Annotated in this window: 24 protein-coding genes; 4 read left to right on the plus strand and 20 right to left on the minus strand. The window is 36.6% G+C overall.

Annotated features, from left to right (window positions below):
• Positions 1-154 precede the first annotated feature (154 nt).
• The 11 genes from crcB (F9U64_RS07900) to F9U64_RS07950 form a co-directional block, all read right to left on the minus strand.
• Complete coding sequence (gene crcB, locus F9U64_RS07900; RefSeq protein WP_153402463.1) at positions 155-523, minus strand: fluoride efflux transporter CrcB; 369 nt, start codon at positions 521-523, stop codon at positions 155-157.
• On the minus strand, positions 520-891 hold the full coding sequence (crcB, locus tag F9U64_RS07905) for a fluoride efflux transporter CrcB (protein ID WP_153402464.1): 372 nt from the start codon (positions 889-891) through the stop codon (positions 520-522). Before crcB (F9U64_RS07905) ends, crcB (F9U64_RS07900) begins: the two co-directional genes overlap by 4 nt.
• A 342-nt stretch (positions 892-1233) precedes the next feature.
• Positions 1234-1377: a hypothetical protein gene (locus tag F9U64_RS07910; protein WP_153402465.1), complete on the minus strand. Its 144-nt coding sequence runs from the start codon at positions 1375-1377 to the stop codon at positions 1234-1236.
• Between the two features lie 317 nt (positions 1378-1694).
• Positions 1695-1844, minus strand: coding sequence for a hypothetical protein (locus F9U64_RS07915; RefSeq protein ID WP_153402466.1), 150 nt, complete (start codon positions 1842-1844; stop codon positions 1695-1697).
• 85 nt (positions 1845-1929) lie between these two features.
• Positions 1930-2604, minus strand: a complete 675-nt coding sequence (locus F9U64_RS07920; RefSeq protein WP_153402467.1) for an ABC transporter ATP-binding protein — start codon at positions 2602-2604, stop codon at positions 1930-1932.
• A gap of 12 nt (positions 2605-2616) precedes the next feature.
• The gene (locus F9U64_RS07925) at positions 2617-3378 is read right to left on the minus strand and encodes a hypothetical protein (RefSeq protein WP_153402468.1); all 762 of its coding nucleotides are present in this window, start codon (positions 3376-3378) and stop codon (positions 2617-2619) included.
• Positions 3375-4127 (minus strand): hypothetical protein, encoded by a 753-nt coding sequence (locus F9U64_RS07930; protein ID WP_153402469.1) that lies wholly within the window; start codon positions 4125-4127, stop codon positions 3375-3377. The genes F9U64_RS07925 and F9U64_RS07930 overlap by 4 nt, the downstream gene beginning before the upstream one ends.
• Positions 4128-4195: 68 nt before the next feature.
• Entirely contained in the window at positions 4196-4933 is a 738-nt protein-coding gene (locus F9U64_RS07935; protein WP_153402470.1) for a hypothetical protein, read from the minus strand.
• Between the two features lie 128 nt (positions 4934-5061).
• Positions 5062-6330, minus strand: a complete 1269-nt coding sequence (locus tag F9U64_RS07940) for a sensor histidine kinase (RefSeq protein WP_153402471.1) — start codon at positions 6328-6330, stop codon at positions 5062-5064.
• 3 nt (positions 6331-6333) lie between these two features.
• On the minus strand, positions 6334-7050 hold the full coding sequence (locus tag F9U64_RS07945) for a LytR/AlgR family response regulator transcription factor (RefSeq protein ID WP_153402472.1): 717 nt from the start codon (positions 7048-7050) through the stop codon (positions 6334-6336).
• 94 nt (positions 7051-7144) lie between these two features.
• The gene (locus F9U64_RS07950) at positions 7145-7750 is read right to left on the minus strand and encodes a TetR/AcrR family transcriptional regulator (protein WP_153402473.1); all 606 of its coding nucleotides are present in this window, start codon (positions 7748-7750) and stop codon (positions 7145-7147) included.
• Positions 7751-7919: 169 nt separating this feature from the next.
• On the opposite strand from F9U64_RS07950, the gene F9U64_RS07955 reads away from it, so the two are divergent.
• Positions 7920-8702: an SDR family oxidoreductase gene (locus F9U64_RS07955; RefSeq protein ID WP_153402474.1), complete on the plus strand. Its 783-nt coding sequence runs from the start codon at positions 7920-7922 to the stop codon at positions 8700-8702.
• 44 nt (positions 8703-8746) lie between these two features.
• Here the strand turns inward: F9U64_RS07955 and F9U64_RS07960 are convergent, their stop codons facing one another.
• A complete protein-coding gene (locus tag F9U64_RS07960) occupies positions 8747-9319 on the minus strand; it encodes an NAD(P)H oxidoreductase (RefSeq protein ID WP_153402475.1) in 573 nt (190 codons plus the stop codon).
• A 120-nt stretch (positions 9320-9439) separates the two neighbouring features.
• On the opposite strand from F9U64_RS07960, the gene F9U64_RS07965 reads away from it, so the two are divergent.
• The gene (locus F9U64_RS07965) at positions 9440-10306 is read left to right on the plus strand and encodes a LysR family transcriptional regulator (RefSeq protein ID WP_153402476.1); all 867 of its coding nucleotides are present in this window, start codon (positions 9440-9442) and stop codon (positions 10304-10306) included.
• A gap of 67 nt (positions 10307-10373) precedes the next feature.
• Here F9U64_RS07965 and F9U64_RS07970 read toward each other — a convergent pair whose 3' ends face one another.
• On the minus strand, positions 10374-10817 hold the full coding sequence (locus F9U64_RS07970) for a MarR family winged helix-turn-helix transcriptional regulator (RefSeq protein WP_323125831.1): 444 nt from the start codon (positions 10815-10817) through the stop codon (positions 10374-10376).
• 107 nt (positions 10818-10924) lie between these two features.
• On the opposite strand from F9U64_RS07970, the gene F9U64_RS07975 reads away from it, so the two are divergent.
• Complete coding sequence (locus F9U64_RS07975; RefSeq protein ID WP_153402478.1) at positions 10925-11512, plus strand: NAD(P)H-dependent oxidoreductase; 588 nt, start codon at positions 10925-10927, stop codon at positions 11510-11512.
• A gap of 44 nt (positions 11513-11556) precedes the next feature.
• Here the strand turns inward: F9U64_RS07975 and F9U64_RS07980 are convergent, their stop codons facing one another.
• The 7 genes from F9U64_RS07980 to F9U64_RS08010 all read right to left on the minus strand — a co-directional run bounded on the left by F9U64_RS07980 (position 11557) and on the right by F9U64_RS08010 (position 16977).
• On the minus strand, positions 11557-12063 hold the full coding sequence (locus F9U64_RS07980; RefSeq protein ID WP_153402479.1) for a thioredoxin family protein: 507 nt from the start codon (positions 12061-12063) through the stop codon (positions 11557-11559).
• A gap of 134 nt (positions 12064-12197) precedes the next feature.
• Positions 12198-12635, minus strand: coding sequence for a carboxymuconolactone decarboxylase family protein (locus F9U64_RS07985; RefSeq protein WP_153402480.1), 438 nt, complete (start codon positions 12633-12635; stop codon positions 12198-12200).
• A 40-nt stretch (positions 12636-12675) separates the two neighbouring features.
• The gene (locus tag F9U64_RS07990) at positions 12676-13545 is read right to left on the minus strand and encodes an RNA polymerase sigma-70 factor (protein WP_153402481.1); all 870 of its coding nucleotides are present in this window, start codon (positions 13543-13545) and stop codon (positions 12676-12678) included.
• A 32-nt stretch (positions 13546-13577) separates the two neighbouring features.
• The gene (locus tag F9U64_RS07995; protein ID WP_153402482.1) at positions 13578-15110 is read right to left on the minus strand and encodes a polyamine aminopropyltransferase; all 1533 of its coding nucleotides are present in this window, start codon (positions 15108-15110) and stop codon (positions 13578-13580) included.
• 216 nt (positions 15111-15326) lie between these two features.
• Positions 15327-15746 (minus strand): DUF350 domain-containing protein, encoded by a 420-nt coding sequence (locus F9U64_RS08000; RefSeq protein ID WP_153402483.1) that lies wholly within the window; start codon positions 15744-15746, stop codon positions 15327-15329.
• Positions 15747-15765: 19 nt separating this feature from the next.
• Complete coding sequence (locus F9U64_RS08005) at positions 15766-16311, minus strand: DUF4247 domain-containing protein (RefSeq protein WP_194287308.1); 546 nt, start codon at positions 16309-16311, stop codon at positions 15766-15768.
• Between the two features lie 24 nt (positions 16312-16335).
• Entirely contained in the window at positions 16336-16977 is a 642-nt protein-coding gene (locus F9U64_RS08010) for a hypothetical protein (protein WP_153402485.1), read from the minus strand.
• Positions 16978-17257: 280 nt separating this feature from the next.
• Here F9U64_RS08010 and F9U64_RS08015 point away from each other — a divergent pair, with 280 nt between their 5' ends.
• Entirely contained in the window at positions 17258-18679 is a 1422-nt protein-coding gene (locus F9U64_RS08015; RefSeq protein WP_153402486.1) for an amidase, read from the plus strand.
• Positions 18680-18685: the final 6 nt, after the last annotated feature.

Here is an 18685-nt window from a genome sequence, read left to right on the forward strand (position 1 = left end):
TCCTTCGAATTATAAAGCGATTACATTCATTTTTTATTGGAGAACAGGACTTCTCGCCAAACAGAGCTGGCGAAAGTCTTAGCTTTGCTTTTCTATTATCCATTTTTATACTAATATAGTATAACAGAATGCCAAAGAGACACCTACTTTAAACTTAAGTAAGATACTGTCCCAGCCCGATTCCCAAAAAGGCGAGGCAAATCCCCCCACCATAGCTAATTAGCTGATATATGATAAAGTCTCTTTTTCTTTTATTAAAATAAAGCTGGATTGCTTCTAACTTAAAGGTAGAAAAAGTAGTAAAAGCTCCCATAAACCCTGTCCCCAATAATAATGTGGAGCTATCACCCAAATTACTCCCAATAATCATCCCCAGCAGGAAGGAACCTGATAAATTCACCAAAAGTGTCGCAACAGGTAGATGGCACGCAAACTTTTTCTTAATCAATTGACTTACTGTATAACGGCCGATAGCTCCAAAGAAACCGCCGATCCCCACTAACAAAACAGAAACAAAACTCATGCCGCTTTCCCTTCTCTCTTAAATCCCAGCCTGCTAAGTGCTAATCCGCCAAACATACTTATCACTATATAAATGAGAGCAAAGGAAATCTGGTTATTTTGTAATAATGTCACTGTTTCTACACTAAAAGTAGAAAACGTGGTAAAGGAACCGACAAGCCCTGTCCCGATTGCTGTCTGCAGCTGTTGGGATATAGGGAATTTTTTAAAAATAGCAGTGGTTACATATGCTAAAACAAAGCATCCGGTTAAATTTACGATTAAGGTACCATAAGGAAAAGCAACACCCTCACTGCTAAAAGGGGCCGCAACAAGATATCTGAGGACTGCTCCAATAAAACCCGCCAATCCCACCATTACATAAGTCATTTGAACACTTCCTATCATAACTATTGCAGACACTTGTGAATTCTGTCCAAACTGACAGGAGTCCGGTCAGTAAAATGAATTGTGCTATGATTGTTCACAGCTGATAAGTTTTGCTACTGATTAGCTGGGAGAGTGTGCAAAAACCCACCCTAATCAAACACTCATCTTATTATACAGAACTTCTTTTGATGAAGAAAGAATGGGGGCGGGGAGGGAAACCAAGGAGAGAGGCTGTTTAACCCCTCCTCAATACATTGGCTATTCTTTTGCGCGGGACTCATGGCATTCAGACTCCTTCCCAATTCCTTCGCTTGCTTTTTTTGATCGCTTATGGCATTCAGGCTACTTCTGAATACCTTCGCTTGCTTTTTTTAATCGCTCATGGTATTCAGACTCCTTCTGAATACCTTCACTTGCTTTTTTTGATCGCTTATGGCATTCAGACTCCTTCTGAATACCTTCGCTTGCTTTTTCCGAAACGCTCATGGCATTCAGACTCCTTCCCAATTCCTTCGCTTGCTTTTTACGAAACGCTCATGGCATTCGGACTCCTTCTGAATACCTTCACTTGCTTTTTATGAGTCGCTCATGGCATTCAGGCTACTTCTGAATTCCTTCGCTTGCTTTTTCCGAAACGCTCATGGCATTCAGACCCCTTCCCAATTCCTTCGCTTGCTTTTTCCGAAAAGCTCATGGCATTCAGGTACCTTCCGAATTCCTTCGCTTGCTTTTTCCGAAACGCTCATGGCATTCAGACTCCTTCCCAATTCCTTCGCTTGCTTTTTATGAGTCGCTCATGGCATTCAGACTCCTTCCGAATTCCTTCGCTTGCTTTTTTTGGAACGCTCATGGTATTCAGGCTCCTTCTGAATACCTTCGCTTGCTTTTTTCGAATCGCTCATGGCATTCAGGCTCCTTCCGAATTCCTTCGCTTGCTTTTTTGAATCGCTCATGGCATTCAGACTCCTTCCGAATTCCTTCGCTTGCTTTTTTCCATCGCTCATGGCATTCGGACCCAATCTGCATTATGAGTTTCACTTAGTTTCTCCTAAAATAAAATTCCTTCACATCATCTGTTAAAGGGCGAAACTCACCGTCTGATATGAAATATACTTCATCACATAATTCTTCAATATCCTGATAATGGTGACTTGTAAGCAAGATAGTTTTTCTCTCTTCTTTTAATGTGTGGATGACTTCTTTTACATCATGATAAGTTTTATAGTCCAATCCATTAAATGGTTCATCCAGGATAAGGATATCCTGATTTTCCATTATTGCTTGAGCTAGACCAAGCTTTTGTTTCATCCCTAAAGAATAATTTTTCACCTTTGTCTTATTTTCCGGATTAAGTCCAACCAGACTCCTTGTATGTTTTATTTGTTCATCCGTAATTTTATTTTTAATGGCAGCTAAAAACTTCAAATTTTTAAAACCATTGTAAATTTCGATATATCCAGGTGCATTGATAAAAATACCCACATTGTCCGGGAAGTCTAAATGCTTTCCTAATATCTCTTCACGAATTTTTACTGTACCTGTATCTGCACGAGTTAACCCACAAATGATCTTAAACAGAACCGATTTGCCGCTTCCATTTTTTCCTGCGATTCCAATAGTTTTGCCTTTTGCTACTTCCAGTTGGACATTTTTCAATATTACCTGTTTATCAAATACTTTTGTTACATTGTTAACCTCAATAATATTATTCATAAATATAACCTCCTAACGGAAAATGCGTTCTAAAGATAAACGGATGAAGCTGGCAATGAGCAAAAGAAGTGATCCTAATAAGGATAAAACATATATTGCAGGCATTTCTGTTTGCCCATTAAGCAGTACTAACCTGCTAAAGGTTACCATACCAGCAGGATTATAGATTAGAAAATCAAGTGGAAGTATATTCAGCATATGTAAAGACATAACAAGCAAAAAGCTAATGGTTGCATTTTCTGTCCAAATATAGAGCAATAACAGAAATAAATACAACAGCGAAAATTCTACTATCTTTAAGCAGAAAAAGATTATTTCAATGTTATTGTCTAAACATTCCCCTATTTGTAGTGCCGATACATTCCAAGACTTATTTGTCAGAATTCCGATGAACGTAATCGATAAAAAAGTAACCCCAACATAAAAGACTTGAAATCCTAACCCAGTTAACATCAATGCTCTTAGCCACTTTCTTTTTTGTTCACTTCTAATCAATATAGTGAAATGATTCCTGGAAAACCACTGACTTAAAAAAGCAGCAAGAAGCCAGAGCGGAGTTCCATAATAGATAAGTTGTTCCAGTAATGTCAGCAGATTAAATTCACCGATTTCCTGTCCGTAAAAAAAGCGCAGAAAATCATCCTGTAACGATTCTCCTTGGCCAATTCCTTTCCAAAATGTTAAAACAAGTATTATCATGATTGCAGGAACTAGGTTATTCATTGTCCACATTATTCGAGAGTAAAAATAAAACAAACCCTTCGACAACTTCATTTCCCTGTTTCCTTCCAATGCCAGGCCTTTTGAATAATTATACTCTGTATAAAAGTTAAGCTAATCATCCCTGTTATAGACCAGAGCACACCATTTGGCATAATTATATTATGATGAAGAATAATATAGCGGTTCATTGTTATAAAAGGTAGATTGCCTATTGCCTCGATTTTAAGCCCAACAATCATGACTAAATATACGAACATAATCAGTATTACTACAAAACGGCGATCAAAAAAATGATAAAGTGTAGTGATCGTTATCCCAACAAACGACAGTCCAGCCACCATATAAACACTGCTATAGATCAATGTTGCAAGCGGTGTAGAAAAACTATTTTTAAATGTTTGAAACAATGTGTCTGCAGCAGGAAGACTTTCTGAGAAATAGTTTCCTATAGGAAGACCTATCCCAACCAGACAAACCGTGATAACTTGCAGTGCAACAAAAAATGCAGAAAACATAAAGATACCCAGCCATTTGGTATAAAAATAGGAAGCAAACTTGGTAAAGCGAATTAATACATATGATAAATCATCAGACAAATTTCTGTATATTGATAATAAGAACACAGGGATCATGCAAAAGATTAGCAGATGGTAATATGTTAATACTCTTAAAAGATAGATTTCATAGGTTTCATTGGTTTCTTGACGTTCTGCATAGGAATATAGTAAGAAAATGATGATGAGAAAAATCAAGGGCGAACCTAGATATCCTTTCCATTCACGCTTTATTAATGAGATCATTGGTTTCTCCTAAACAGTATAAACTGATTCTTTTTTGACTAATTTCTTGTACAGAGCATACAATCCTGTTATAACAAGGCTAGCATTGGACCAACCAGGAAAGAAAGTATACTGATATTTTCCACTAATTCACTTGTAGGCTCAAATGCGACATATAACCTTAAAGCATCAAATGCCAGCATTTGCATAAGATAATTATCCAATAACATATAGATAAACGGGCCTGTCAAGATAACAAATAAGTTTCTGCTGAATAGACTGAAACCAAACCCCATTGTCGCAACTACTCCACATACGAGCCCTTTCCAAATACTTAACAGTAATCCATACAGAAGAGGTTTCTCTAAGAACAGTTCTGCGGCAAAATGAAAATGAATTAAACTAGGTGCAGGCTCATCAGTATCAGGAGATATCCATCCATATATTATCTCTATTGGCGGGATAATGTATAAAGCTGTAACTACACCTATAAATGATATACAAAACATAATCAGAGAGGCGCTGCCTGCAATGACAATCCATTTAGAGAATAAATATTTTCTTTTACTAGTCCTTGGCAGTGTATATTTCACAAACTCATTTTTCCGCTCAAAATACAGGAGCCAGCAAGTTGGCAATACGGCAACAAGTGGAAATGTGAAATTAAAGAATGTAAAGCCTACTTCCCACACCTCTAATTGATGCTCTAATGCGTAGGATTTATAGATAGTACTACAGAGAACAACAGAAGCAATCATGCCTAATATCAGAGTAAATATGATAGGAAATCTAAGTTTATGTAATTCTAATAAAATCAAATTCTTCATTTTATCCCTCCACTTTTGTTCTATGAAAAACTATATTACGTCCATCTATATACTGCAACAGCTTAGAAACAAACAGAGGTTTTAAAGGAATATAATTATTTCATTCCTCTAAAACCTCTGTTTATACTCTAAAACTGGACACCAATTGTGACCATCATTTCACTCATTTGTTCGTTTCTTGCAATAACTTTTCCATTATATTGTTTAGCAATTTGCTGAACATTATATAGTCCATACCCTCTATCTTTTGAATAGGTTGATTTTGTTGAGTAACCTAGTTTAAAAAATTGCATAAACTGATCGTTTGAAATGTATTCACCAGGATTGCTAACTGTTAATTCATACCGAGCATTCCTTTTGTGAAATTTAATAACAATGGATTCCCCGCCATAGCAGGCCTCAATTGCATTATCGACTAATATACCAAGTATTTCTATCAGGTCATAATCTTCACATGGCAAGGAATCGACCGGTACAGATCGGTCTATTTTTATCACTATGTTTGACTGCTCTGCTCGTTTCATTTTAGTGTACAAAAAGCCCGCAATTACTTTGTGATCCATATTTAATAACTCATATTGCCCCTTTGTCAATTGCACATTTTCAATATATTTTTCTACTTCCAATCTGGCTTGGTCCATGTTTTCTGAAGAATGCAGGACACTGGATATTGCTAATAATTTATTGGAAAACTCATGTTGCCTTGACCTTACTTCTGCAACAAGGTCATCTATAATTGGAATATATTCTTCTATTACCTTCAATCGATTTCTCATTATCTGTGACTGCCTCTGTTCATAAACCATCCAGCAAAAAACAGCCAATAATACGATGACAATAAATGTGATTAAAGCTGGTGATATAATTAATTGCTGCTGATTAACGGATGTTAATACAATATAAAACAAGAGTCCAAATACACATACAATGATTATCTTAACAAAAGAAGTAAGCTCACTAATCAGATATTGCTTAAATGTGGTCATTTCCAATATGACGACTGTTAATGATATACCGACGGTTAATAAAGGCAGTAAAGTTTCGCTCCACCCAGCAAAGTCTATCCACGTCATACTAGCCAGCCTGATTAGAAACCAGATAACATAAACAAATAATGTTAGAAAGACAATTTCGATATGAGAAGCTTTCATTATAAAACTGTTAATGAATAAAATTAGAACGAACAATCCTGCTATAGCTGCCCTTGATTGCACTGGAAAAATAATGAAATTCTCTTGACCGATCCATTGAAGACTATCGAAATAGCAATAAAGCCATAGAAATAAAAACCATTTAAGCAAATGTAAATTTAAACTGATCTTGTCACGCCCAACTAAATAAATGATACAGAATATAGATAGAACGTCCAGCGAAATATTGATATATAATGGTATCATAACCTACCCATTCCTTAAAACTTGCTCACGATATTTATTACCAATCGGGAGCTTCCCATTAAGATGACGTACTGTTACTTCATTATCTGCTTTATCAATCGAAATAATAAAGTCTGTATTCACAATATAACTTTTATGGCATTGCAGAAATGGTCCGTCTTGAACCATCTCTTTCATCCGCTTCAAAGAATATCCGGAGATTTTCTCTTGCTGATGCTTTCCGTCTATATACAAATGAATAACAAGCTTCTTACCATAAGACTCGATAAATAAAATCTCATGATACTTATACTCAAAAATAAACTCCTTCTGCTCCACACGTAAAGATAAATCCTCTTTCCATGTATTCTGAATATAACCGATTACATCTGTTATGACCTTTAATGCTTCATCCTTTGTATAAGGCTTGATTAAATAGTGATAAGATTTAAATTCTCTGTATGCTCTTAGTTCTTCTGTCACAATTGCTGTCTCGAAAATGATTGGAGTATATTTATAAGCCTCCATTGACCTTATTTGCTGAACAAGGTCTGTCCCTTTATAATCCACTAATTGAATGTCCACTATAAGTAAGTCAAACGGTATCTCCTTTGCCATTTGAAAAGCTTCTGCGGCACTAACCGTAGTAGAAACCTGTATCTCATTCTCTAATTCATTAAATAATTTTGATAAGAATGTCTGGACTTGTTGATCATCTTCAATTATTAAAACTCGGATCATATAGTAAATACCTCATTTTTCCTAGAGTAACAGTTTCGACTTCTTCCAGTAGTTCACAATATCCCATGCAAAGCAGAAACATAAATGGATTTTCTCACTTCCCCGCATTAACAATCACTAAATTACTAGCAAATGTATGTAAAATGTTAATCAGCTTAATCGAAATCTCTTCTGGTTTTAGATCATACCCGTTTCTTATCCAATCCATAATGACCCCTGAGGTCCCATGTGCCATATATAATTTATGCTCAACTGAGTTAATCGTCTTTTCATCTTTGGCTGTAAATACAAAGTTATCTTTCAGTACCTCAAAAATAGCGTTTGGCAAATCCTGATACAATCCCGGGATAGTATCATTTATTAAGAACAAATTAAAATACCCTTTATTTTGATAGATAAAGTGAATCAGCTCAAAGGAATAGGCATCCATTTTTTCTATATTAATTCTCTGGCCTTTCATATAACGATTCATCGTTTTTTGTTTGATCATTTCATACATTTCCTTTTGCAATTCTTCTGTTAACTCTATTTTATCGACATAGTAATGATAAAAGGTTGTTCGATTATATTGGGCTTTTTTCACGATATCGGTAATGGTCACATGAGAATACCCCTTCTCATGAATTAATGAGATAAATGCCTGTTTCAAATGTTTCTTTGTACGAATACTTTGCTTGGACAGGTTCTCTGCTGTTGTCATAACATCCCCTCCTTAAAAGTCAACAAAAGATAGAAAAGTGTCGATTCGATCAACAAATAAAGTTTTTTTGCTGATTGAGAAATACTTTTTTATTCAGGTAAAATAAGTATAGATAGTATTTATTTTAGCATATTAAATATGAAATTCAGCAGAAAAGGAGCAGATAGAAATGAAACGATTTCAAGACAAGGTAGTCCTTATTACTGGTGGTGCTTCAGGTCTTGGTAAAGCAGCTGCACTGCAGGTTGCTAAAGAAGGCGCAACATTAGTACTTGTTGACCTTAACCAGGAAGGGTTAGAAGAAAGTAAGAAAGAAATTCTTGCGGAAGCTCCAAATGCAACGATTGAATTAATAGAGGCAAATGTAGCAAAAGAAGAAGAAGTAAAAGGTTATGTTGATACAACTTACAATAAGTTTGGTAAAATTGACGCATTCTTCAATAATGCAGGAATTGAAGGAAAGCAAAACTTAACAGAGGATTTTGGGATTGATGAATTCCAGCGTGTTGTTGACATCAATTTAAACGGTGTATTTTACGGAATGAAATATGTGTTAAAAATAATGAAAGAACAAGGATCTGGTTCCATTGTGAACACCGCATCTGTTGGCGGTATTCGCGGGGTTGGTAACCAATCAGGTTATGCAGCGAGTAAACATGGGGTTGTCGGATTAACAAGAAACTCCGGAATTGAGTACGGTCAGTTTGGTGTCAGCATTAAAGCAATCGCTCCAGGTGCCATCATGACACCAATGGTAGAAGGTTCATTAAAACAAATTGGCGGTGAAAACTGGGAAGAAGCAGGCAAAGAATTCGTCAGCGTCAACCCAATGAAACGTTTTGGTAAACCAGAAGAAGTAGGTTACCTCGCTGCATTCCTGCTATCCAATCAAGCAGATTTTATTAACGCAACAGTTATTCCAATTGATGGTGGACAATCTTATAAATATTAAAAGCAGGAAAAAACTTGGCGAAGAAGGATTTTCGCCAAGTTTTTTTACTTCCCATAGTTAGCCCCTAAAGAATATGCTTTGGCTGACCATTCTTCCATGTATCCAGGCTCTACTTTTATCGTGTCATACAACATTTCAAAATGAGAGCTGGCGATCCCGCAATAATCAGCTAACCCAACATTAAAATAGTGACGTATCATCTGATCATATTGCCTCTTTTCAAATCGTTCAACAGGGGCTCCTGCTAAACTTAACCATAATACATGCTGATGCTTTAGTTTTCCTGGTCCATATGCAAAGCCATAATTCCACACTCGGTCAATATAACCTTTCATTAAGGCTGGCATACTCCACCACCATAATGGGAAAATAAAAGCCAAGCCATCATACTTGCTCATTCGCTCCATTTCGCTTCGTACAGTTTGGGAAAAGTCTTGGTTGCTGGCATTCCAATCAGGCTCATCCTCCATTCCTAAAATCGGGTTAAATCCACTACGATATAAATCAAACACATCTGTTTCATGGCTTGCACTCTTTAACCCTTCCACAAACTGATCCGCAACCTTAAATGTTAATGAATCGATCCTTGGATGCACAACTGTTGTTAATACTTTCATTTCAACCACTCCCCTGAATGAAGTCACCATAATTAAAGTGTATAGTAGATAGGGAGTTCAGTAAAATTGAAATAATAGATGATTTAGTTCATTAAAATCGATAAAAGGTGTGAACGAATAATGGAGCTTCGGCATTTAATTACCTTTAAAACGATCGTTGATTTAGGAGGGTTTAACAAGGCAGCAGAACACTTAGGCTATGCACAATCTACCATTACCTCACATATAAAAGAGTTAGAAAAAGAGCTGGCATATCCTTTATTTGATCGATTAGGCAAAAAAGTCACACTAACTAATTCTGGAAGGTTATTCTATCCCTATGCCATTGAGATCATTAATTTGTACAAGAAATCAAAAGAAGTTATTCAAGAATCTGATGAACCTTCAGGAGAATTGACGATAGGAGTTAGTGAATCTGTATTAGTTTATTGGATTCCTGAAATGATTAATGATTTTATGGAGATGTTTCCTAAAATTGAATTAATAATAAAGTCGATTAATTACGCAAGACTTGAGGAGCAATTAAAGCATGGGGAAATTGATGTGGCCATTCTGGTCGAAAGAAATCACTGGCATTCCAAAGAACTAACTATCCAAAAAATTAAGGAAGAAGATTTATGCCTGGTACATTCAACAGACAGGACAAGGCAGATACCGAAGACAATGCTTGTTACAGAATATTCATGCAGCTGGCGTCCTCTCATCGACAATTACATCAAAAACCAGAAAGATACAAAATATAAAAAGATTGAATTACCTGGAATTGAAGCAATAAAAAAATGTATCACTCATGGATTAGGGGAAACTATGCTGCCATACTTTACGATAAAAAAAGAAACAGACACAAAGGAAACAATGACTATTGAACATGTTATTGAAAAACCTCTTGCGATTTATACCGCCCATCATAAGGATAAGTGGATTTCTGCTAACTTAGAGTCCTTTTTTCATGTTATGAAGAGGCATTCAGGCAATGCTATTAGGTAATTTCTATCCTTCTCGTTTGCATAAACTAATAACCAGACCTCTACATTCAAAAAAGGTCTGGTTACTTTTATTTATTATAAAACACGCGATCTTGTAATATGTTCATCGCTTCTTCTAACTTCTCCAGTTCTTCTTGAGACATATCTTCTATTCTCCATTGGAATTTCCGCTCGATACATTGAAATGTATCCTTCATCAATTTCGCCCCGTCCTCTGATAATTGAATGTACTGCTTTCTTTTATCATGCAGATCATCCTTTTTTACGATTAAATTCCTTTCACTTAACTTTCTCACTTCCCGACTGGCATTTGGCAAAGAAATACGAAGACAGTCACTGATCTCACTTAATGTCATCGGATCGCTCACTGCTATAATTTCGAGGATACTATATTGTATCGGTGTTATGCTGTCAGGTTTACAATCTTGTGTCATTTCATGCGTACCGCTATGTACACTTGTTGTAAAAATAAGAAATTTATCAAATAATGACCTTTGTTCCAATGCTATCACCTCATAATCAAGATAACAAAACAGTTAACAAATAACAATTATCATTTGACAACTAAATGATTGCATTGTATATTATTATCAAATGATAACTATTTGGAGGTGAATCGATGAATGTATTAATTGTGTACACACATCCAAACCATAAGAGCTTGTGTGATGCTTTTTTACAAGAGATTATTTCTGCCTGTGAACAAAACAATAATATTCAGGAATGGAAAGTAGTAGATCTTTATCAGGAAGATTTTAATCCTGTTCTTGTTTTTAATGAAAGAAAAAGAAGGCGGGATATGCATACGGATCCCGACTATGAAAACTATCGCCAGCAAATAATCTGGGCTGACAAGATTGTCTTTATCTATCCGATTTGGTGGGGAAGACCTCCCGCAATGCTGCTTGGTTACTTTGATCAAGTATTCGCCGCTAACTTTGCCTATCGAGCGAAAGGGAAATATTTAGCTGAAGGATTATTAGAAGGAAAAACTGCTGTTTGCATATCCACAATGAAAGGGCCGGCCTATTACCCATTGTTTTTGCTGAACAATGCTCATAAAATGCTGATGAAAAAGGCCGTATTGAATTTCGCCGGGATAAAGAAGGTAAAATTCTTTGAGTTTGGGAGCATGGAACTTCCAAATGGAAACCAGCAGCAAAAATTGAAGAAAATATATAGCTATTTTAAAAGATTACAACATTGAACGATAAAACAGGCCGCATGTAAATGGCAGCCTGCTTTTTTTCCTTATAATATATCTTTTAACGTATTTTTAAAACTCTCATAAACATATGTCCACAGCTGAGGTTCATTGACATACCTCTCCTGCAATGCTGTAATCATTGCACGAAGATCATTGACAATCTGCTGTACTTCAGGTGCTCTTGGTCCCCATTTACCAATTAATTCACCCTCACCGCTTAAAATCAGAACAATCGGAATCGCACGGCCGCCATTTGTAAGGTGACGATCAATTAAATCAGTATCTGCATCTCGTAATGTAACTCTTGTCTCCATATCAGCTGCTTCTGAAATTTTACGGATAACTGGATTGATCATCATCGCATCACCACACCAATCTTCAGTGATCACTAAAAAACGTAATGATTGTTGTTTTAATGATGAGATAAAATCATCTTGAGGCAGTTCGAATTCATTATACACCTTCATACTTTCCTGTTTTAATTTACTCATTTCATCCATATATGCCTGGATTGACTTACCTTTTTCAAAATATTGCTGTTCTGTTTTCACCATATCACCTCTTTTCTTTCATCATAATATTCTTTTATATAACTTGTAAAATACTCTGTTTTAATTGGAATGGTGTACAAACAAAAAAAAGAATAAGGGCATTAGAGTATCCCTCATTCTTCTGGTACCACTTACTATTCTGGTACATTATTATTCGAAATGGCTAACCGGTTCCAGCAATTAATCGTGATAATCAATGCCACCAAATCCATATATTGCTTCTCATCAAAATGCTGACGTACTGTTTGATATACATTGTCAGGTACTCCATTGTCTGAAATTTTGGTAACAGCTTCTGTCAACTCCAGTACAGCTCTTTCTTGATCTGTATAAAAATTAGTTTCCCTCCATGCAGACAAACAGTAAATCCTCTGCTCTGTTTCTCCAAGTTTTCTTGCATCCTTTGTATGCATATTAATACAAAAAGCACACTTATTAATCTGCGATGCCCGAATTTTTATTAATTCAATCAGTTTCTCATCAAAGCCAGTTTGTTTCTTGTACATTTCTAATTGCATTAATTGTTTTACTAATTCCGGGGCAACTTCCATATAATGTATTCTTGGTTCCATCTTCATTCCTCCTCAAATTGTCTTTCACTAATAAGACAATTCAGAAGGAGAATTTGTGACCTATTTCCTTTAATTTATCCGGATTTATTACAACATAAATATTTTGTATCTCTCGATCATTATGGTCAAATATGATTAATTTAACAGGTGAACCTTGATTGCTTTGTAGAATGCCTATTTCTCCATTAACATTTACGATACGAAGTTCACCTTCAAATGTCCCGCGTTTATACACTCCCTGTAAAAATGCAGACACACGCTGCTTGGAAAAAATAGGATAAATAGCTGCCCGGGCTTTACCGCCACCGTCAGTTATAAGCACAACATCTTCTGTCAGTTGATTAATAAAAGAATCAAAATTGCCTATCTCGATTGAGTGTAAAAACAGTTCAGCTAACTCATTAGCTTTACCCATATTTTTCTTATTGAATTGTTTTTTCTTCTCAAGCTTTTGCTTCGCTCTACTGTATACTTTGCGGCAGCTCTCTTCCGATCGATCAAGCATTTCTGCAATATTCTGATAGTCATAGGAAAGCACTTCCCGCAATAAATATATACCTCTCTCTAAGTCTGTCAGCTGCTGTAAGAGAACAACGAAAGCATAAGACACAGATTCTTCTTTCAGGAGTTTATCCAGCGGCTCATTAGCATCAAGACTGACAATTGGCTCAGGAAGCCACTCTCCTGGATAAACTTCCCTTTGTTTACGAGCGGATTGAAGCAAATTCAGACTTTTATTTGTTACCATTTTTATCAGGTAGGATTTCAGGTTTTCAATTTCTGTTAGATTTACAGACTCTAATTGGATAAAAACATCATGAACTATATCTTCCGCATCCTTAATCGAACCTAGCATTCTGTAAGCGACAGTAAAAAGTAATGCTTTATATTCTTCATATAAATCTTTCATCACTTTACCAGCTTTCTTTTTATAGAATTAGATTAATAATACTTCCAGGCATTCTCATAAAGCGGCAACAACACAGGACGATTTAAGCTGTTAACAGGCAGTTCGAATGTTTCGCCATCCTCCACTATATCTTTATCTATATCCTTCCCAAAAGAAAAGAGTGTCTCTGCTATTTCATTTGTTAAATACTGGGTCTCCACTTGAACATCAATATTTTGCGCATCGATTGGCTCTCTTGAAGCAAGGACAAAGCCCCAGTTACCAAAGCTTGGTACGTCCAAATGATAACTTTCTGCATGTAAACCTGTTGCTTTTACAGTATTGTTTATTGTCCAGAACGCTTTTGTTGCAAAGAGCGGACTAGTAGACTGGATAGAAGCCATACCACCTGGCATCAGGTGGTTTCTAATAAGCGAATAAAATTCCTTTGTGTAAAGTTTATTTAATGCTTCATTATTAGGATCGGGCAAATCACCAATAATTACATTGTAAAATTCCTTTGTGTCCATTAAATAATTAAAAGCATCCTCATGTATGATTTTCACCTTGTCACTGCTCATGGAATTTTCATTGAGTCTAAGTAAATCTGGATGCGTTCTGGCAAGCTCTGTCATCATAGGATCAAGATCCACGACTGTAATTTGTTCAACTTCATCATACTTAAGCAGCTCGCGAACAGCCAGTCCATCACCCGCACCTAGAATTAAAACTCTTTGTTTGTCTTCCGCAAGTGACATCGGAACATGAATTAATGCTTCATGGTATCTGAATTCATCACTTTCTGCAAACTGGAGCTGCCCGTTTAAAAATAAACGGACATCCTCCGGTTCTTTCGTCATAATAATTTTTTGATATTCTGTTTCCTCTGAATAAATGATGGGATCAGAATAAAGTCTCTGTTCAAATGAATTAGCATATCCTTCACCGAATAAAAAGCCTGCTGTCAAAAAGATAATAAGAGCTCCACCAATTATTTTATGTAATAGAGGACGGTGTATTTCGCGTTGAAACTTGATAGAAACAACAAGTGCAACCACAGCATTAATTATCGCAATAAAAAATGCTGTTTTTATCAGGCCGAGCATTGGCCGGAGCAATAAAGCAAACCCGATCGATCCTATCAGACTTCCTGCATAATCAAAAAACAAAACCCTTGCTGTACTTTTACTGATGTCTTCTCTAATATCCTCTACTCTTCTAATTAAAATCGGCAACTCTAACCCAGTAAAAAAGCCAGTAAGACTGATGACAATATATAAATACAACTGAGCTATACCAGCGTCAAAATATGCTATTATAAAAAATAACCCAAAAATAGAGAGCCCGCCAATTAAGGCAATCATATACTCTGCCTGAATAAACCGTGCTACCAGGAAATCTTTAATTCGTTCACTGAGAGCCGCTCCAATCCCCATTGCCATCAAAAACAAACCGATAGTTATGCAATAAAATAACACACTATCACCAAACAAATAGCTGCCGGCAGCACCGTAAAGAACCTGATATACGATTCCGCATATCGAAACGATTCCAGAAGAAAAATACAAATAACGCTGTGTTGACACAGACCGTCACCCTTTCCAATCTGTTGACCCGTTAAGGAAAGAGTTCAACAGCACATATTAGTTTTATCACAGCGCTAACCGTCTGTAATACCCTAAACGAAAAGTATCGTCTAACACGAAGATGGTAATTGGGGTATAACAGACGCTAAGCATCCTGATAAGTTTCGCTAATGATCAGTGGGGGATATAAAAACCCCCCCTGATCAAAGTCTCACTTTATGTAATACTTCCCGCAACAACAAAGCCGATGAATATACTTACAGCTGCAGCAACAATAGCCACTGCTATATTGTTACGTTTAATTTCCTCTTCTACACGAAAAGGGGTTACCCATTCAAATAAATAGTATCCTAGAATCATTATAACAAATCCAATCAAGAACCATACCCCTGCTCCAATGAGATTAACATTATGTGTAATTGTTGCTTGGGTAATAATCCCCAGTCCGATCAATTTCCCCGCAAATTGAATCCCAACTGCTATATTGCCTTTTTTCAGTTCTTCTCTGTCATTATAAGGAGTTACCCATTCAAAAATGATCATACACAACCCTGCAAGCAAGAACATGATAATCCAATAAGCTCCTGTCATAAGTAACTCATTCAAGTCCATTATCTCTGACCAATCTATATTCATTCTGCCTCACTCCTATATTTTATTTTCCTGAACCAGGCCCGCCACCTCGTACAGCATTACTTGGCGCTGTTGATCCGCGAACGGAGGGAGCACTGCCAGTATTTTTAACATAGCCATTTGTACCAACATAACCGGTATAGACATGACTTCCGCCTGATGAATTCCCTTCATCAAAATCGAACTCATCAGCTGCTGCTTCACTTAATTCATATGTATCAAAAAAATCACTTGCATAATTATTCTGTACGAATCCCTCTTCTGAGACTTCGATGAGTGTATCCTCTTCATTCTCAATGTCCGGGTAAACTTGCACTAAATAATCATCATATATGAGTACAATTTTCTCGTTCGTTGTTTGATAATCTATTGGTTCTTCTTCCTCTATCAATCTATCGGTTACTTTATCTATTTTCGTATTATATGCTCGGAAAATTTCAGACTTGTTGCCATAATCATCATATACAATGTCCATCATGGGATAGGCTTCGTCCGCTACAGATTTAATCGAGCATCCTGTAATGAATAAAACGGTAAATAAGGCTAAGAACAATATGAAATTACGCAAACAATCACCTCCTAAAATTCTTTATTATTCAGAAGTAGCAGTATCCAGTTTTTGGAACATTAATCCATTAAGTCGCCAATAAGTCTCTGATACATTATCTTGCCAAACCGGAGGATAATCACCAGTTACCAAAAACACATCCTTTTGTGTGCTGTCATCCTCCAGATGGATGATTCTTGTCAGCTCAAATTGAAATTGCACCCATACATCATAAGGAAAAGTGGCCCATTCCACTCCATTTGATGAATTAGTTGAGATTGGATTTGTTTGACTGCCTTCTTCCATATAGGCCGCATACTGCTTATCTCTCACAATATATTCTATTTCTGAAATATCGTCAGGATCAACATTTTCTGCTACATATGCCTTTCTTAATTCGGTTTCCAGTACTAACTCTGACGCAAAGTGGTCATCGACCTCTCCCCACTTGTGATGATCCAAATAATCGAGCACAGCCATTGTGTGACTTAAAAAATCTTTCTCCCCAGGCTCGTAATCTTCATCTGTTATATAATCAGAAGTAGCTAAGTCTACATTATCTCCTTCCGGGTTTTGCCCGATAACGGTGACCGGTCCAGGCAGGAGGAGCCCGATAATAACTAATAATGCAAAAATTACCACAACACTGATTCCAATGCCTTTAAATATTTTTTTTACCTTTTTCATATAAACACCTCCTTACTTTCTATGGAATTTATGCTTGCTTCACCTGTTTCATTATAAAAAGTTAAAACTTCCACCAAAAGATTTTAACATAGATTTCCATTTTAATTAATAGGTGATTTAGATTGATTCCCACTTCAAAAAACGGGTTAAATTACCTACATTTGATCACAACCTGGATTACCCCGATTACTATTCCATGATTAATAAAAGGTTTATAATAAGGATATAGACAATAGTTGATAAGGAAACTAAATTTACAAGATGGTGAGGGAAGAATAAAGTGAATAATAAACAATTATTAGAACTTGATGCATGCGGGCAAAAAGAGTTAATAGATCAAAAGTTTATTTCAAGTCTCGAATTAGTAGATTTTTATATCCATCGCATAGAAGAAATTAACCCACAATTAAACGCCGTTATCCACCAAATGTTTGATGTGGCAAGAGAAGAGGCAAAAAACAGCAAGGTTGATCGAAGTCCAGTTGCAGGATTGCCTATTCTGATAAAAGATTTAAATGCAATAAAAGGACAGCCTTCCACCAGTGGTTCTGTTTTGCTGAAAGATTTTACAGCACCAGAAAATGATCAGATCGTTGATCGTCTAAAGAAAGCAGGACTCATCTTTTTAGGAAAAACTAATACGCCGGAAATGGGTTTTCTCCCAACTACTGAACCAGCATTATTCGGTCCAACAAAGAACCCTTGGGACTTGGATCGTTCACCAGGCGGATCAAGTGGCGGTGCAGCTGCAGCAGTAGCAGCAGGTTTAATCCCGTTTGCTCATGCAAGTGACGGTGGAGGGTCCATCCGGATTCCTGCTTCTGCCTGTGGATTGTTTGGCTTTAAGCCTAGTCGAGGAAGAATGCCCTATTCCCCGTATGTTAATCATTTTTCGGTTAACCATGCACTTACTCGATCTGTACGTGATAGTGCCGTTTTATTAGATATCCTTAATGGAAGTGATCATGCTCAGCTATATCCAGCATATGATAAACAGACGCATTTCCTTAGCAATTTGAACCAAACACCCCATAAGTTAAAGATTGCTGTTCAATATACTGAAGATAATCTTGTAGAATATGACCAGGCAACTCGGGAAAATTTTCAACGCTCCATTCAATTAATGAAAGATCTTGGCCATGAAGTGATAGAAACTATGCCATCATTTGACTATGAAGCACTGGCCCACCATTTTATTAATATATGGATGGCTACCGGTTCTGTTGTCATCAAACACATGGGACAGATGGCAGGTCAAAAACCGACCCTTGAAAATGTAGAAAAATTAACCTATGAGATCTTAAAATATGGGGAGAAATTAACGGCACAGGAGTATGAGGAATCGCGAGTATTTGTGCAAATGGAAGCACAGAAAATAATCTCCTTCTTCGAGGAATATGATATCTGGATGACACCGACGTTAAATCAATTACCACTTAAAATTGGCGAAAGAGAAGGAAAAGATTTATCTGGATATAATGAAATGTTACAGAATATGCTCGATTATAACCCGCTCATGCCAATTGCCAATGCCACAGGCCAGCCTGCAATGAGTGTGCCTGTTTCCTTGTCTAACGACGGTCTGCCAGTTGGGACACATTTCTTTGGCAAGCCTGGAAATGATATTTTATTGCTCCAGTTGGCTCAGCAAATCGAAACAGCCCAGCCATGGTTCCATCATTATCGAAAGATTAAATTATGAATTCAA

Source organism: Gracilibacillus oryzae, assembly GCF_009498735.1.
In the GTDB taxonomy this organism is placed as follows: Bacteria; Bacillota; Bacilli; order Bacillales; family Amphibacillaceae; genus Gracilibacillus; species Gracilibacillus oryzae.

Excerpts from the sequence above, each read along its gene's own strand:
- F9U64_RS07920 (WP_153402467.1), bottom strand. The coding sequence starts at position 2,604 with ATGAATAATATTATTGAGGTTAACAATGTAACAAAAGTATTTGATAAA.
- F9U64_RS07955 (WP_153402474.1), top strand. The coding sequence starts at position 7,920 with ATGAAACGATTTCAAGACAAGGTAGTCCTTATTACTGGTGGTGCTTCA.
- F9U64_RS07985 (WP_153402480.1), bottom strand. The coding sequence starts at position 12,635 with ATGGAACCAAGAATACATTATATGGAAGTTGCCCCGGAATTAGTAAAA.
- F9U64_RS07975 (WP_153402478.1), top strand. The coding sequence starts at position 10,925 with ATGAATGTATTAATTGTGTACACACATCCAAACCATAAGAGCTTGTGT.
- F9U64_RS07910 (WP_153402465.1), bottom strand. The coding sequence starts at position 1,377 with ATGAGCGTTTCGGAAAAAGCAAGCGAAGGTATTCAGAAGGAGTCTGAA.
- F9U64_RS07965 (WP_153402476.1), top strand. The coding sequence starts at position 9,440 with ATGGAGCTTCGGCATTTAATTACCTTTAAAACGATCGTTGATTTAGGA.
- crcB (WP_153402463.1), bottom strand. The coding sequence starts at position 523 with ATGAGTTTTGTTTCTGTTTTGTTAGTGGGGATCGGCGGTTTCTTTGGA.
- F9U64_RS07990 (WP_153402481.1), bottom strand. The coding sequence starts at position 13,545 with ATGAAAGATTTATATGAAGAATATAAAGCATTACTTTTTACTGTCGCT.
- F9U64_RS07935 (WP_153402470.1), bottom strand. The coding sequence starts at position 4,933 with ATGAAGAATTTGATTTTATTAGAATTACATAAACTTAGATTTCCTATC.
- F9U64_RS07925 (WP_153402468.1), bottom strand. The coding sequence starts at position 3,378 with ATGAAGTTGTCGAAGGGTTTGTTTTATTTTTACTCTCGAATAATGTGG.
- F9U64_RS07930 (WP_153402469.1), bottom strand. The coding sequence starts at position 4,127 with ATGATCTCATTAATAAAGCGTGAATGGAAAGGATATCTAGGTTCGCCC.
- F9U64_RS07945 (WP_153402472.1), bottom strand. The coding sequence starts at position 7,050 with ATGATCCGAGTTTTAATAATTGAAGATGATCAACAAGTCCAGACATTC.
- F9U64_RS08010 (WP_153402485.1), bottom strand. The coding sequence starts at position 16,977 with ATGAAAAAGGTAAAAAAAATATTTAAAGGCATTGGAATCAGTGTTGTG.
- F9U64_RS07960 (WP_153402475.1), bottom strand. The coding sequence starts at position 9,319 with ATGAAAGTATTAACAACAGTTGTGCATCCAAGGATCGATTCATTAACA.
- crcB (WP_153402464.1), bottom strand. The coding sequence starts at position 891 with ATGACTTATGTAATGGTGGGATTGGCGGGTTTTATTGGAGCAGTCCTC.
- F9U64_RS07940 (WP_153402471.1), bottom strand. The coding sequence starts at position 6,330 with ATGATACCATTATATATCAATATTTCGCTGGACGTTCTATCTATATTC.
- F9U64_RS08000 (WP_153402483.1), bottom strand. The coding sequence starts at position 15,746 with ATGAATATAGATTGGTCAGAGATAATGGACTTGAATGAGTTACTTATG.
- F9U64_RS07950 (WP_153402473.1), bottom strand. The coding sequence starts at position 7,750 with ATGACAACAGCAGAGAACCTGTCCAAGCAAAGTATTCGTACAAAGAAA.
- F9U64_RS07915 (WP_153402466.1), bottom strand. The coding sequence starts at position 1,844 with ATGAGCGATTCAAAAAAGCAAGCGAAGGAATTCGGAAGGAGCCTGAAT.